Source organism: Pantoea wallisii (genome assembly GCF_002095485.1).
Lineage (GTDB): Bacteria > Pseudomonadota > Gammaproteobacteria > Enterobacterales > Enterobacteriaceae > Pantoea > Pantoea wallisii.
Map to the genome: position 1 here is coordinate 1 of NZ_MLFS01000063.1, position 13,289 is coordinate 13,289.

A 13,289-nucleotide genomic window follows, 5' to 3' on the forward strand; every position below is an offset into this window, starting at 1 on the left:
CTCAATATCCCTTCTGACCATACTCCGTATCTCCAACGATAAGCTTTGCAAGTTTTAAATAAAATGTTCTGAATATGCCTTCGCACCACGACAGTGCATCCGCGCACTGAAAACGTGCCTCATTTGATTTATTCTAATTTTACCCGCCTCTTCGCATTATTTTATCTCATGCAGGAAAAATCGTAATACCGCATCTTTTTTCCGTCTTGTGGCATGGGTTCCATTGTTTTGCTGTATCAAAGCCTGGTTGTTGTATTTTGTGCGTGCTAAATCACATAAACCCAGTGGATTATGCTGCATGCTATGCGGCGCGCTGCACAGGTGAAGCCCGCCTTCGCCCTCGTTTTCCTTATGGTTAATTGCTGCATTCGGTGATAACGTCAGCGCAAAGAGAACGTTTGCGTCGCTCCCCATTGACGGCGCAGGCGCGTCACACTCACTGGCTCTCACAGGATGGTTATGACTCAGCAAACGCCTCTATTCGAACAGCATCAGGCCTGCGGCGCACGCATGGTGGACTTCCACGGCTGGATGATGCCGCTGCATTACGGCTCGCAAATGGATGAGCATCACGCGGTGCGCAACGATGCCGGTATGTTTGATGTTTCCCACATGACCATTGTTGATCTACACGGTGCCCGCACCCGTGAATTCCTGCGTTATCTGCTGGCGAATGATGTCGCCAAACTCACTCAGCCTGGTAAAGCGCTCTATACCGGCATGCTTAATGCCTCGGGTGGCGTCATTGACGATCTGATTGTTTACTTTATGAGCGAGGCGTTCTTCCGTCTGGTGGTGAACTCCGCCACGCGCGAGAAGGATCTGGCATGGATCGGCCAGCACGCTCAAAAGTATGGCATTGAGCTCACCGAGCGTAATGACCTGGCGCTGATCGCTGTGCAGGGCCCGAACGCTCAGCAGAGAGCGCAAACGCTGTTCAGCCCTGCCCAGCGCGAGGCCGTCGCCGGGATGAAACCTTTCTTCGGCGTGCAGGCGGAGAACCTGTTTATTGCCACCACCGGCTATACCGGTGAAGCGGGCTATGAGATTGCGCTGCCGGCAACGGAAGCGGCCGATTTCTGGCAGCAGCTGCTGGCCGCCGGGGTTAAACCGGCGGGCCTTGGCGCGCGCGATACGCTGCGCCTCGAAGCCGGCATGAATCTGTACGGTCAGGAGATGGATGAAGGGGTCTCACCGCTGGCGGCAAACATGGGCTGGACCATCAGCCTGGAGCCGGCCGATCGTGACTTCATCGGGCGTGATGCGCTGGAAGCCCAGCGTGAAAAAGGCACTGAGAAGCTGGTCGGACTGATCATGACTGAAAAAGGCGTGCTGCGTAACGGTTTACCGGTGCGTTTCACCGATGAACAGGGTCAGCCGCAGCAGGGTATTATTACCAGTGGTTCTTTCTCACCGACGTTGGGTTACAGCATTGCGCTGGCGCGTGTGCCTGCGGGCATTGGCGAACAGGCGATTGTAGAGATTCGTAACCGTGAGATGCCGGTAAAAGTGACCAAACCGATTTTCGTTCGCGCCGGTAAGCCGGTCGCTCAATAATTTTTTCAGGAGAAATGGCGATGAGCAATGTGCCAAATGAATTGAAATACCGTGACAGCCACGAGTGGGTGCGTAAAGAAGCCGACGGCACCTATACCGTGGGGATTACCGAACACGCGCAGGAGCTGCTGGGCGACATGGTCTTTGTCGATCTGCCCGAGGTGGGTACTACCTTCGCAGCCGGTGACGACTGTGCAGTCGCGGAGTCCGTTAAAGCCGCCTCGGATATTTACGCCCCGCTGAGCGGCGAAATTGTTGCGGTCAACGAGGCGTTGACCGACGCGCCAGAGCAGGTCAACAGCGCACCTTATGCTGATGGCTGGCTGTTCCGCATCAAAGCCAGCGACGAGTCAGAGCTCGACACCATGCTGGATGCTGATGCCTATAAAGCCTCCATCGATGAGTAACCGGTAGTTCTGAAGGTGCTGCACTGCGGCGCCTTCTTTTTTATCTGCCTGATTTAATGCCATTTTTGTAACCCAGCCCGATTCAGGATTTACTGCAAATGACCCAGACTCTCAGCCAGCTCGAACATAACGGTGCCTTTATTGAGCGCCACATCGGTCCTACCGCCGCGCAGCAGAGCATCATGCTGGAAGCGATCGGCGCCAGCTCGCTGGACGCGCTCATCAACGCCATTGTGCCGGCAGATATCCAGCTGCCAGGCCCGCCGGCAGTAGGCGATGCCGCAACCGAGCAGCAAGCGCTGGCAGAGCTGAAAGCCATTGCCGCGCAGAATCTGCGTTACAAATCCTGGATCGGCATGGGCTACAGCGCGGTGATCACGCCGCCGGTGATTCTGCGTAACATGCTGGAGAATCCGGGCTGGTACACTGCCTATACACCCTATCAGCCGGAAGTGTCCCAGGGCCGCCTTGAAGCGCTGCTGAATTTCCAGACCCTGACGCTCGACCTCACCGGCCTGGATATCGCCTCCGCGTCGCTGCTGGATGAAGCCACTGCCGCGGCTGAAGCGATGGCGATGGCAAAGCGCGTCAGCAAGCTGAAAACTGCCAACAAATTCTTTATCGCGGATGACATCCATCCGCAGACGCTGGATGTGGTGCGCACCCGCGCCGAAACCTTTGGCTTTGAGCTGATTATTGATCGCGCCGACAGAGCGCTGGAGCATGACGATCTGTTTGGCGTGCTGCTGCAGCAGGTCGGCACGGGCGGTGAAGTGCACGACTACCGCGATCTGATTGCCGAAATGAAAAACCGCAAAGTTGTGGTCAGCGTCGCGGCAGATTTTATGGCGCTGGTGCAGCTGGAAGCGCCGGGCAAGCAGGGCGCGGATATCGTCTTTGGCTCCGCGCAGCGCTTCGGCGTGCCAATGGGCTACGGCGGTCCACACGCTGCCTTCTTCGCCAGCCGCGATGAGCACAAACGCTCTATGCCGGGCCGTATCATTGGCGTCTCGCGTGATGCTGCAGGCAACACCGCGCTGCGCATGGCGATGCAGACGCGTGAACAGCATATCCGTCGCGAGAAAGCCAACTCCAACATCTGTACCTCACAGGTGCTGCTGGCAAATATCGCCGGCCTCTACGCGGTTTATCACGGTCCGACGGGCCTGAAGCGCATCGCTGGCCGCATTCACCGCCTGACCAGCATTCTGGCTGCGGGCCTGCAAAACGGTGGCCTGAAACTGCGTCACACTAGCTGGTTCGATACCCTGACGGTGGACGTCGCGGACAAAGCCGCCGTGCTGAACCGGGCGTTGAGCTTTGGCGTCAATCTGCGCAGCGACATCCTCAATGGCGTGGGCATCACGCTGGATGAGACTACCACGCGCGAAGATGTGCAGGCGCTGTTTGCCATTCTGCTGGGCGACGGGCACGGACAGGATATCGACGCGCTCGATACGGCGGTAGCCGCTGAAAACAGCGCCATTCCGGCCGGCCAGCTGCGTACCAGTGAGTTCCTTACCCATCCGGTCTTCAACCGCCATCACAGCGAAACCGAGATGATGCGTTACATGCACAGCCTGGAGAAAAAAGATCTGGCGCTTAATCAGGCGATGATCCCGCTTGGCTCGTGCACCATGAAGCTCAACGCCGCCGCCGAGATGATCCCCATCACCTGGCCGGAGTTTGCTGAGCTGCACCCCTTCTGCCCGGCAGAGCAGGCTACAGGCTATCTGCAGATGATCAGCCAGCTGTCGCAGTGGCTGGTGCAGCTGACCGGTTACGATGCGCTGTGCATGCAGCCCAACTCCGGCGCGCAGGGTGAATATGCCGGTCTGCTGGCGATTCGCCGCTACCATGAGAGCCGCAACGAAGGCGGGCGTAACATCTGTTTAATCCCGAGCTCCGCGCACGGCACCAACCCGGCCTCCGCGCAGATGGCCGGCATGGCTGTGGTGGTGGTGGCCTGTGACAAACAGGGCAACATTGATCTGGGCGATCTGCGTGAGAAGGCAGCGCAGGCCGGTGAAGCGCTCTCCTGCATCATGGTGACTTATCCCTCGACGCACGGCGTCTATGAAGAGACCATCCGTGAAGTGTGCCAGATTGTGCATCAGTACGGCGGACAGGTTTACCTGGATGGCGCCAACATGAACGCACAGGTGGGGATCACCACGCCAGGCTATATTGGCGCGGACGTCTCCCACCTTAACCTGCACAAAACCTTCTGCATTCCGCACGGCGGCGGTGGCCCGGGTATGGGACCCATCGGCGTTAAAGCGCATCTGGCGCCGTTTGTGCCGGGCCACAGCGTGGTCCAGATTGACGGCGTACTGACGCAGCAGGGCGCGGTCTCTGCGGCTCCGTTCGGCAGCGCGTCCATTCTGCCTATCAGCTGGATGTACATTCGTATGATGGGGGCAGAGGGGCTGAAGCAGGCCAGTTCGGTGGCAATTCTCAATGCCAACTACATCGCCAGCCGTCTGCAATCGGCTTATCCGATTCTCTATGCCGGCCGCGATGGCCGCGTGGCGCACGAATGTATTCTGGATATTCGTCCGCTAAAAGAGCAGACCGGTATCAGCGAGCTGGATATTGCCAAACGCCTGATCGACTACGGCTTCCATGCGCCAACCATGTCCTTCCCGGTTGCCGGCACCTTAATGGTTGAGCCGACCGAATCGGAGAGCAAAATTGAGCTGGACCGCTTTATCGATGCGATGCTCTCAATCCGCATGGAAATTGATCGCGTGGCGGACGGTGAGTGGCCTGCCGATGACAACCCGCTGGTGAATGCACCGCACACGCAGATGGAGATCGTGGGTGAGTGGGCGCATCCCTATACGCGTGAGCTGGCCGTGTTCCCGGCAGGCAGCGCTAACAAATACTGGCCAACGGTGAAACGTCTGGATGATGTGTTTGGTGACCGAAATGTGTTCTGCGCCTGTGTCCCGATGAGCGAGTATCAGTAACTCCCCACCCCAGATGCCGCAGCCCCTGTGCTGCGGCTCTCTCTGTTCGCTGTATCCCGTACTTCGCTGCTGTTAATAGACAAAGTTACGCCGGGCAAAATCGATCAACTCCGGCAGGCGCGAGGCGTTAATCTTTTTCATCATGCTGATTTTATAGGCGCTGGCCACTTTATTGGTGATTTTCAGTTTGCTGGCGATTGTCAGGTTGGTACAGCCGGCGTAGATCATCCGCAGAATGCTTAGCTCTTTAGGTGTCAGCATAGCGAGGCGCTCGCTGTCATCGGGCTGCGCCATCCGGGTGGGCCGTGCGACTGACGGGAAACAGCGCTCACCGGCCAGCACGCGCTCGGTAACTTCGGTCAGCTTCTCCAGGCTGGCATGCTTGCTCAGATAGCCGTCAATACCATTTTGCTGGCTCTGCAGCACGTCATAGCGACTGGTTGATGCAGAAAACACCAGCACCTTCACTTTCGGCTCAAACTCTTTGATAAATGAGATGTGCACCAGCGGATCAAGCGGTTGCTGCAGATGTTCAAGCAGAATGATGTGTGGTACATCACGAATACAATCTTTCAGCAGGTCCATAAAGTTATCCTGCTCGCCAGTTATTTTATAACCCTGTGTACTAAACAGTTGTCGCATTGCCATGCGGGCAAGGGGGCAACTGTCCATTACCATCATTTTCATTCCTTTCATAAGTCACTCCTTATTTAGTCCGGATTTAACCTAATGGTAAAGGCGCAGGCTGAATTTGGATTTTAAGATACGTCCTTAATTTAAGAGTGACTGCCTGCTTTTAATAAGTGTATATGGCACCGTTTATTTTTTGGGCGGGTAATTTAACTAAAGTAAGTAAATTCGCGCTTAATTAGCGTAGCCTTTAATCAGACTAAGTTATTTTATTTAATTTTTTTGTTTATAATTCAGTGGTTTGATTCATATCTTTGGGAGTATTCTTTTTTTAGGACGCGTCTTACAAAGATTTTTCGGTGAGGCGGTGAATAATAGGCGTCAGAGAGGCAGGGGAAGCAAACCTAAGGCTCTAACCTAAACCGAATACTTATTTATCTTCTCTTTTAAGTAAAGAGAAAACTAACAAACAATCGTCCCTGACGATTAACCTGCAAATATAGAGGGAATAAAAATGGAACTTAAGAAAATTGTACTGGCAATGGCGATGATGAGCGGCATGGTAGCAGCAGGCGCACACGCAGCGGTCGTAGATAATGGCAGTGGTAAAGTGACCTTTAACGGTTCTGTTATCGAAGCAGCGTGTTCTGTGAAAGCAGGCGACGACGATAAAGTGGTTGAGCTGGGTCAGATTGCCTCTTCTGCACTGGCAAAAGGCGGCACGTCTACACCGCGTAACTTCACCATCGAGCTGGAAAACTGCGACGTTTCAACGCTGACAGATAAAACCGTGACCTCTACCTGGACCGGTGCTTCTGCAAACGGTATTAACGGCGCACTGGGCGTGACCGGTACTGCGAAAAACATCGGCATCATGCTGACCAGCGGCGACGGCGCACCAATCGTACTGGGTACCGCTTCTTCTGCACAGAAACTGCAGAACGGCAACAACACCCTCTCTTTCGCTGCTTACGTTAAAGGTAGCGATACTCAGGCTGCAGCAGCCGGTAACTTCTCAGGCGTAGCGAACTACACCCTGGCTTACCAGTAAGTTGTACGAATAAGGGGCGTTCAACGCCCCTTTTATCGGTAAATCCTGATTCCTCATAAAAAATTGCGTATCGCAGTAGTCGTCATACTTTTTCCAGCGTCCACCTTACATCGTTAATTGCCGCGCCTGAGACAAAAAATGGTGCGTAATTTAAGTGGATCTTTCAGGGATTGAACATGAATGCCGTTTCAGCTAAGCACTTCACCTCGCGAAAATTTAAAACAAAAATCACTCTGCTGAATCTGTTTATTACGGCTGCCCTTTCCGGCGTATGGCAACCTGCCGTGGCGGAAAAGGATGTTGAGTTCAACACCGATGTGCTGGACGTAAAAGATCGCGCTAATTTCGATTTAAGCCGTTTTGCCCAAAGTGATTATATCTATCCCGGCGAATATAAAATGTCGCTGCGCCTGAATGACACCACTATCGGCGAGGCGAAAGTGAGCTTCCTGCCACAGGAGAAGAATCCTGATGAGAGTGAAGCCTGCGTCACGCCGGAGATCGTCAGTCGGCTGGGGTTAAAAACGGAAGAGAGCAAAAAGCTGCAGTGGTGGCACGATAATCAGTGTCTGAAGCTGAGCAGCCTGCCGGGCATGAACAGCCGTGGCGATCTGGCCGAAATGGCTCTCTATCTTAACGTGCCGCAGGCGTACCTGGAATATGTTGCGCCAAACTGGGATCCGCCGTCGCGCTGGGATATTGGCGTACCGGGCGCCCTGTTTGACTACAACGTCTCTGCGCAGGCAGGCCACGACCGCAGCAGCGGTAGCACCCGTCAGTTTTACGGTAACGGTACCGCCGGCTTTAATGCGGGCGCCTGGCGCGTGCGCGCTGACTGGCAGGCCAGCGCCTCCCACAGCGCAACCTATTCGCGCAAGGATTTCGACTGGAGCCGTTACTACGCGTATCGCCCGCTACCGGCAATACGTTCCGTGATCTCAGTGGGGGAGGATTATCTCGATTCCACCCTGATGGACACGTTCCGCTTCACCGGCGCGACCCTGCGTTCCGATGATAACCAGCTGCCACCGAATCTGCGCGGGTACGCACCAGAAGTCAGCGGCATCGCGAGAACCAACGCTCGTGTGGTGGTGAGCCAGCAAGGGCGCATCATCTACCAGACCCAGGTAGCACCGGGGCCCTTCCGTATCCAGGATATCGATCAGGGCCTGACCGGCGTACTGGACGTGCGCGTGGAGGAGCAGGACGGCACGCTGCAGACCTTCCAGGTGAACATGTCGAGCATCCCGTATCTGACGCGCCCGGGCTACGTGCGCTATAAGCTGGCGCTGGGTAAACCGTCCGATTTCAACCATCACAGCCAGGGCCCGGCCTTTACCACTGGCGAAGCCTCGGTGGGGATCAGCAACGGCTGGTCCGTGTTTGGCGGCGGCATCGGCAGTGGTGATTACCAGGCCGGAACGCTTGGCTTCGGTCGCGATCTGCTGTTCCTTGGCGCTGCCTCGCTGGACGTCACGCGCTCCAATGCGCGCATGAAAGATGGCCGGAGCTACAGCGGTAACTCCTACCGCCTGAGCTACTCCAAAAGCTTTGACGAGTACAACAGCCAGATCACCTTCGCCGGTTACCGCTTCTCTGAGCGCAACTACATGAGCATGGTGCAGTTCCTGGATGCGCTGGATAACGGCGTGCGCGGCGGCAGTAACAAAGAGCTGTACACCATCACCATGAACAAGCAGTTCGTGGACAGCAAAATCAGCGCGTACCTGAACTACAGCCACCAGTCTTACTGGGATCGTCCGAAGGATGAGCAGTGGAACCTCTCAATGGCGCGTTATTTTGACATCGGTAGGGTAAAAAACATCAGCGCCACGCTGTCGCTGTTCCGTAATACCGGCGACGGACGCCGCAACGATGGCGGCTTCCTGCAGATCAGCGTGCCGTGGTCGTCAGGCGGTACCGTAAGTTACAACGCGTCGATGACCAACAACCATCTGAGTCAGCAGGTGAGCTACGGCGCGATGCCGGATGAGCGCACCTTCTATAACGTGGGCGCCGGCTACAACCGCTATGGCAATACCTTCAATGGCAACGTCAGCCGTTCAGAGGATTTCGGCAGCATTGACGGCAACCTCAATGTGCAGTCTTCGCAATCCTCTTCGGTTGGCGTCACGCTGCGCGGCGGGATGACCGCCACGGCGCAGGGCGCGGCGCTGCATCGCTCGGCAGTGATGGGCGGAACGCGCCTGATGATCGATACCGACGGCGTGGCGAATGTGCCGCTGCACGGTAACGGCTCTCCGACGCACTCTAACCATTTTGGTAAGGCTGTGATTGCGGATATCAACGGCTACTACCGCAGCAACGCCAGCATCGACGTTGATCATCTGCCCGACAACATGGAGGCTGGGGATTCGGTCACCGAGCTGACGCTGACCGAAGGCGCCATCGGCTATCGCCGCATGAAAGTGCTGGCGGGCGCAAAATCAATGGCGCTGGTCACCCTTGCCGATGGCGGAACCCCGCCGTTTGGAGCCACGGTTCACAACGATCGCGATCAGGAGACCGGCATCTTTAACGACGGCGGCAGCGTCTTCCTCTCCGGCATCCGGCCGGGCGGCAAGATGACCGTGAACTGGGGTGAGAAGCAGTGCAGCTTCACGCTGCCGGCGACCTTACCGGCAGACATGATGTCGCAAACGCTGAAGCTGCTGTGTATGGCGGGCAGTACCTCAACGGTCGCGCCAGCTAAAAACAAGTGAGATTTGTCCCGTCACGCAGATTTGTCCCAATTTGGGACCGGTCCTGGACGGGTTTTTCTCAGCGCTGCGAAACAATAGCGGCTGTAAACCACACCCATTTGAGAAAAGAGAAGATGAAACCACGTTATACCGCTCTGAGTATGCTGATCCCGGCGCTGCTGCTGACCGCACAGGCGCAAGCCGCCATCGGGCTCGATCGTACCCGCGCCATTCTGGATGGCAACACCGATGCCGTTAGCATGACGCTGACCAATAACAGCGAGCAGTCACCGTATCTGGCCCAGGCGTGGGTGGAGAATGCGCAGGGTGACAAGATCACCTCGCCGCTGGTGACGCTGCCGCCGGTGCAGCGCATCAATCCGGGTAAACAGAGCCAGGTGCGTGTGCAGGCGCTGCCGGCGGTTAAAGCCCTGCCGCAGGATCGCGAAAGCGTTTACTACTTCAACGTGCGTGAGATTCCACCGAAGTCGGATAAGCCCAACTCGCTGCAGGTGGCGTTACAAACCCGTATCAAGCTGTTCTATCGTCCGGCAGCTATTGTGCCCACCAAACAGCAGCTGGATAACCCGTGGCAAAACCAGATCACGCTGAAGCACGAAGGAAAGGGCTATCGCGTTATCAACCCAACGCCGTACTACATCACGCTGATTGATGTTACCAGCAGCCAGCACGGCAGCAGCATCAAACCTTTTGAGCCGATCATGGTGCCGCCGAAAGATTCAATGATGCTGGGGCTGGATAGCGCCGCGCTGGGAGCCACGCCGTGGATCACTTACATCAACGACTACGGCGGTCGTCCACAGCTGGCGCTCGACTGCGGCAGCGCAGGGTGCAGCGTAAACCTGAAAAGAACGGAAGAGGCCGCCGGGTAACGCTGGCCGATGCGGGGTCGCCGCACTGAATAGTGCACGTAAGGTGCAGACAATAGTTTTAAGTATTCGCTATGAGCGACTCACCCGAATTCACTGACCAGCAGCAGGAAACACTGTGCGTAACAATTGGCTGATTATTCTCTCGATAATTCTCGGGATGTTATTTACCAGCATCGCGGTATTTGCTGACGTCACCATCACGGTGAAAGGCAATATTATTGCGCCACCCAGCTGCGTAATTAATAGTGGGGGCACCGCCACTACCGACTTTGGTAGCTTCAATGCCACTGAAGTGGATGGCTTTAGCCACCGTAAAGAGGTGGCCTATACGGTGAGCTGTCAGTCACCGCCCTCTAATTTAATGAAGCTGCGCATTGATGGCACTCAGGCTGATTTTGGCTTTGCGTTAAAAACGGATAAGCCCGATCTGGCGCTGACGCTCTTTAAAGATAGCCAGCAGATTCAGCTGGGACAGTGGGTTAACTTCACCTGGCCCACGCTGCCTAAGCTCTACGCGGTGCCGGCTAAACGACCGGGCAGCACCCTGACCGGCGGTGATTTCTCCGCCAGTGCAACGTTAGTCGTTGATTACCAATAAAGGAAATAGTCATTATGGACAAGTTTATTATCGCTATGCTCTCAGTATTAACGCTTTATACCACCGCAGAGGCCGCTAACCTCAGCTTCAAAGGTACGCTGATTATTCCGGCACCGTGCACCATCAATAATAATACCGAGAAAGAGATTAACTTCGGTAATAATCTGGTGACCGATAAAGTGGATGGCGTAAATTATCGAAAAAATGTGAACTATACGCTGGTGTGCACCAATCCGCCGAGCAATGCGCTTAAATTGCGTCTGACCGCGACCGATGCCGGTTATAATAATGCGATTAAAACCAACATGCCCAATCTTGGTATCCAGATTTATAACGGCAGTACGGTGCAGCCGATCAACACCTGGTTTAACTTCACCTACCCGACGCTGCCTGTGCTGGATGCGGTACCGGTGAAAAAAGCGGGCACTACGCTGGCTGCCGGTGATTTTACCGCCACGGCTACACTGGAAGTGGATTATCAGTAAGGTATATCTGTTAAAATGATTACTGCTCAGGAGTGTAAGCCGATGGGAAAAATACCTGGCTTTATTTTCCTTTTTTTATCAATGGTTAACGTGCAAAATATTAATGCCGCTAGCCTGGTTCCGGCTTTAACAAAATCAAGTGTTTCAGGGTCGTATGTAAATTATACGATGACGGTGAATTATAACCCGAATGGGGTTGCTGCACCTTCAAAATCGCCTCAGCTTTGTGCTGGAGCAAATCCATGCACCCTGGAATTTTACATTAGTTATAGATATGTAGTAACACAAATAAAGAATGGTTATCCCTCTGAGACATATTTTAATGGTGGTATAGGCGTTGTTCCATCACATGGTTTGACCTATGACGGTAAGGCATCATGGAGCGAAGCAACTACAGCATGGAAAAATAAATATGGTAGCTCAATCACCTACTCTGGGACTGCATACCTGGGCTTTACACCTTCTCCTCCCGGTGTAGCAGGTAAAAGAATCATTTATATGGGGATTTGTGTGGTGGGTGTTGGTAGTCCTGGTAATAATAATGAAGATAAAAATGCTTGCGGGCGCTCTTATCCTTCAATTTCCTGTAACTACGATAACAGTGTTCTTCTCGATCACGGCAACCTCATCCTGGGGGCTGTTAATGGCAATAAAAGAACTGGGGCGCTAAATATTAACTGCAGTGGAGACTTGCCCGCAAAGTTTTTACTGTTACCTAATACTATTAATCTGGCTCCAGGATTAACCAGTAAGATTACTGTCAATAATTCATCTGATGAGCAAGTTATTCCACTAACATCGGGTGTAAATACAATCAACATAGCATCTACGCTGACCGATAGCGGCGCGAAACCTGGCCCCTTCCAGGGAAGTACGACATTGCTTATCAGCTACCAATAATCTGTTGTGTCTGTAGTTTTTCGCCCCTGTCGCTCGGGGCTTTTTTTTGCCTGTAAAAAAGGCCTTTCTAAAAAGGCCTGATAAATTCAGCAATGAAGAGACAACTTAATCCTGCGTAATAATATCCTGCAGGTAATCCTTATATTTAAACAGCTCCATATCAGAACGCAGTCCCAGTTTACGCAGTGCCGTTTGCTTCTGGCTGCTGATGGTTTTGCGGCTGCGGGCATATTTGGCGGAAATCTGGAAAATCGACATGCCATCCAGATAACAACGCAGCACCTCCATTTCGCGCGGCGTCAGGTTATGTACCAGCAGGGAGATATCCGTGCCCTGTTCACGCGGCTCCAGGTAATCATGCATTTCGCGATCGGCCTCAGCGAATTTCTGCAGCGTCAGCTGCATATCATCGCTGAGGAAACGTTCCCCACAACATACCTTGTACATTGCTGCAATAAATTCGCTGGGGTCTTTGCTTTTACCAATAAAGCCGCGCACGCCGGCCTGCAGCATCATATTCACGATTGCCGGCTTCTCTACAGATGACACCACCAGAATTTTTAGCTTCGGGAAACGGCCGCGAATCTGTTTAATCATCTGCAGACCATCCAGCTCATCCAGCGCCAGTAAATAATCCAGCACCAGCAGGTCAGCACTGTTCTCGTCCAGCCACTTCATTAAATCCTGACGCTGATTAAATATTCCCGTCAGGGTCATACGCGGATCGTCGCCCAGCCAGTACTGCATGGCTTTACCGACAAACGGATGATCGTCCAGCACAGCGATAGTAAAGGGTTCACTCTTTTTCATGATGTTTTTCGCAAAGGGAATAGGCACTTGAATCCGGCATAGAGGATGGCAACAGATATTTCCGTCGCAGCCAAAATATTCACCGGGTCATTCGCACTGCTGAGTACCCGACTACGAAAATTCTCACAATTATTCGCCAGAACGCCTCATGAGACCTGTCTGAAAAAATAGCGAGCGTGGTGGATTACGCCGCCGGTTCAAAACAGATCTGTCTGAAAAAATGCCCGTAAAAAGTGCTGATATAAGACGCGTCTTAAGCGTCGCGATCCTGCACCTTTGTCAGA

Annotated in this window: 12 protein-coding genes; 9 read left to right on the forward strand and 3 right to left on the reverse strand. The window is 54.0% G+C overall.

Annotation, left to right across the window (positions count from 1 at the left end):
• Nucleotides 1-156 precede the first annotated feature (156 nt).
• Complete coding sequence (locus tag HA48_RS18275; RefSeq protein ID WP_128602593.1) at nt 157-414, reverse strand: hypothetical protein; 258 nt, start codon at nt 412-414, stop codon at nt 157-159.
• Nucleotides 415-459: 45 nt separating this feature from the next.
• Here HA48_RS18275 and gcvT point away from each other — a divergent pair, with 45 nt between their 5' ends.
• The 3 genes from gcvT to gcvP all read left to right on the forward strand — a co-directional run bounded on the left by gcvT (nt 460) and on the right by gcvP (nt 4,936).
• A complete protein-coding gene (gene gcvT / locus HA48_RS18280) occupies nt 460-1,557 on the forward strand; it encodes a glycine cleavage system aminomethyltransferase GcvT (protein WP_128602594.1) in 1,098 nt (365 codons plus the stop codon).
• A gap of 20 nt (nt 1,558-1,577) precedes the next feature.
• A complete protein-coding gene (gene gcvH, locus HA48_RS18285; RefSeq protein WP_128602595.1) occupies nt 1,578-1,964 on the forward strand; it encodes a glycine cleavage system protein GcvH in 387 nt (128 codons plus the stop codon).
• Between the two features lie 98 nt (nt 1,965-2,062).
• Nucleotides 2,063-4,936 carry an aminomethyl-transferring glycine dehydrogenase gene (gene gcvP, locus HA48_RS18290; protein WP_128602596.1) on the forward strand — a complete coding sequence of 958 codons (2,874 nt, stop codon included), beginning with the start codon at nt 2,063-2,065 and terminating at the stop codon, nt 4,934-4,936.
• A gap of 72 nt (nt 4,937-5,008) precedes the next feature.
• Here gcvP and HA48_RS18295 read toward each other — a convergent pair whose 3' ends face one another.
• A complete protein-coding gene (locus tag HA48_RS18295) occupies nt 5,009-5,632 on the reverse strand; it encodes a response regulator transcription factor (RefSeq protein WP_128602597.1) in 624 nt (207 codons plus the stop codon).
• Nucleotides 5,633-6,080: 448 nt separating this feature from the next.
• Here HA48_RS18295 and HA48_RS18300 point away from each other — a divergent pair, with 448 nt between their 5' ends.
• The 6 genes from HA48_RS18300 to HA48_RS18325 all read left to right on the forward strand — a co-directional run bounded on the left by HA48_RS18300 (nt 6,081) and on the right by HA48_RS18325 (nt 12,195).
• Nucleotides 6,081-6,617, forward strand: coding sequence for a fimbrial protein (locus HA48_RS18300; protein ID WP_128602598.1), 537 nt, complete (start codon nt 6,081-6,083; stop codon nt 6,615-6,617).
• A gap of 176 nt (nt 6,618-6,793) precedes the next feature.
• Nucleotides 6,794-9,340, forward strand: a complete 2,547-nt coding sequence (locus HA48_RS18305) for an outer membrane usher protein (protein WP_128602599.1) — start codon at nt 6,794-6,796, stop codon at nt 9,338-9,340.
• 113 nt (nt 9,341-9,453) lie between these two features.
• On the forward strand, nt 9,454-10,212 hold the full coding sequence (locus tag HA48_RS18310) for a fimbria/pilus periplasmic chaperone (RefSeq protein WP_128602600.1): 759 nt from the start codon (nt 9,454-9,456) through the stop codon (nt 10,210-10,212).
• Nucleotides 10,213-10,327: 115 nt separating this feature from the next.
• Nucleotides 10,328-10,810 carry a fimbrial protein gene (locus tag HA48_RS18315; protein ID WP_208613152.1) on the forward strand — a complete coding sequence of 161 codons (483 nt, stop codon included), beginning with the start codon at nt 10,328-10,330 and terminating at the stop codon, nt 10,808-10,810.
• 14 nt (nt 10,811-10,824) lie between these two features.
• Nucleotides 10,825-11,295 carry a fimbrial protein gene (locus HA48_RS18320; protein WP_128602601.1) on the forward strand — a complete coding sequence of 157 codons (471 nt, stop codon included), beginning with the start codon at nt 10,825-10,827 and terminating at the stop codon, nt 11,293-11,295.
• Nucleotides 11,296-11,337: 42 nt separating this feature from the next.
• Nucleotides 11,338-12,195, forward strand: coding sequence for an MrpH family fimbial adhesin (locus tag HA48_RS18325; protein ID WP_128602602.1), 858 nt, complete (start codon nt 11,338-11,340; stop codon nt 12,193-12,195).
• Between the two features lie 105 nt (nt 12,196-12,300).
• On the opposite strand, the gene HA48_RS18330 is transcribed toward HA48_RS18325, so the two are convergent.
• Nucleotides 12,301-13,005, reverse strand: coding sequence for a response regulator transcription factor (locus tag HA48_RS18330; protein WP_128602603.1), 705 nt, complete (start codon nt 13,003-13,005; stop codon nt 12,301-12,303).
• Nucleotides 13,006-13,289 lie beyond the last annotated feature (284 nt).

Coding starts and splice junctions, on each gene's coding strand:
- HA48_RS18310 (WP_128602600.1), top strand. CDS start 9,454: ATGAAACCACGTTATACCGCTCTGAGTATGCTGATCCCGGCGCTGCTG.
- HA48_RS18300 (WP_128602598.1), top strand. CDS start 6,081: ATGGAACTTAAGAAAATTGTACTGGCAATGGCGATGATGAGCGGCATG.
- HA48_RS18275 (WP_128602593.1), bottom strand. CDS start 414: ATGGGGAGCGACGCAAACGTTCTCTTTGCGCTGACGTTATCACCGAAT.
- HA48_RS18320 (WP_128602601.1), top strand. CDS start 10,825: ATGGACAAGTTTATTATCGCTATGCTCTCAGTATTAACGCTTTATACC.
- gcvP (WP_128602596.1), top strand. CDS start 2,063: ATGACCCAGACTCTCAGCCAGCTCGAACATAACGGTGCCTTTATTGAG.
- HA48_RS18325 (WP_128602602.1), top strand. CDS start 11,338: ATGGGAAAAATACCTGGCTTTATTTTCCTTTTTTTATCAATGGTTAAC.
- gcvT (WP_128602594.1), top strand. CDS start 460: ATGACTCAGCAAACGCCTCTATTCGAACAGCATCAGGCCTGCGGCGCA.
- HA48_RS18305 (WP_128602599.1), top strand. CDS start 6,794: ATGAATGCCGTTTCAGCTAAGCACTTCACCTCGCGAAAATTTAAAACA.
- HA48_RS18295 (WP_128602597.1), bottom strand. CDS start 5,632: ATGAAAGGAATGAAAATGATGGTAATGGACAGTTGCCCCCTTGCCCGC.
- gcvH (WP_128602595.1), top strand. CDS start 1,578: ATGAGCAATGTGCCAAATGAATTGAAATACCGTGACAGCCACGAGTGG.
- HA48_RS18330 (WP_128602603.1), bottom strand. CDS start 13,005: ATGAAAAAGAGTGAACCCTTTACTATCGCTGTGCTGGACGATCATCCG.